Source organism: Bacillus sp. mrc49 (genome assembly GCF_002803435.1).
The window spans coordinates 1-804 of record NZ_PHNG01000229.1 but is presented as its reverse complement, the minus strand read 5'-3'; the positions used below and the strand labels follow the sequence as shown (position 1 = coordinate 804).

Sequence of the window (804 nt, the reverse complement as noted above, 5' to 3'; positions counted from 1 at the left end):
TGGAGCTGACTGATACTAATAGATCGAGGACTTAACCAACGCTTTTAAAAAAATGAAATACCTTCTTATTATCTAGTTTTGAAGGAACAACGTTCCTGATATGTTTGGTGGCGATAGCGAAGAGGTCACACCCGTTCCCATTCCGAACACGGCAGTTAAGCTCTTCAGCGCCGATGGTAGTTGGGGGTTTCCCCCTGTGAGAGTAGGACGCCGCCAAGCCATTTCGAAGATCAGCCATCCGGCTGGTCTTTTTTTGCGCCATTATATGATCGTTTTTTTTGGGGGGAAGGGAAATCAACGGATAATTCGTCCTTCAATTGAAATAAATCGTCCCGTGCAGCATATAATTCGGCCTTCAAAGAGATAATCCGTCCCAGACAGCCAATAATTCGACCCCCAACCTAATCATGCTAATTCGAGGACATTTTAGCATGTGAATTATTTATTATGAAATGTATTGACTTTAAGCTGGAATAGGATTAATATAAATAAGCACCACATAAGACAAACGAAAACTTCATCCGCTTTTGGTAGATTACTAAAAGGAATAATAACTATTGACTTCTTACTATGAAAATGATAAGATGAAATGGTCGCTGAGAAACACAGCGATTTAAAATAAGTTAAAAACTTCGCAGAAGTTGACAACTAATCAATAGTGTGTTATGATGAATAAACAAGCCGTCGAAACAGACGATTGTGAAATTGCTCTTTGAAAACTGAACAAAACAAAGCGCCAACGTTAAATTTTAAGTGAGCACACACTATCAAAAAAGCAAATGAGCAAGTCAAACATTTCTTCGG

1 rRNA gene is annotated in these 804 nt (G+C 38.8%); it reads left to right on the top strand.

Annotated features, from left to right (window positions below):
* The first annotated feature begins 103 nt into the window (after window positions 1-103).
* A 5S ribosomal RNA gene (gene rrf, locus CVN76_RS01630) occupies window positions 104-219 on the top strand.
* The last annotated feature ends 585 nt before the right edge of the window (window positions 220-804 follow it).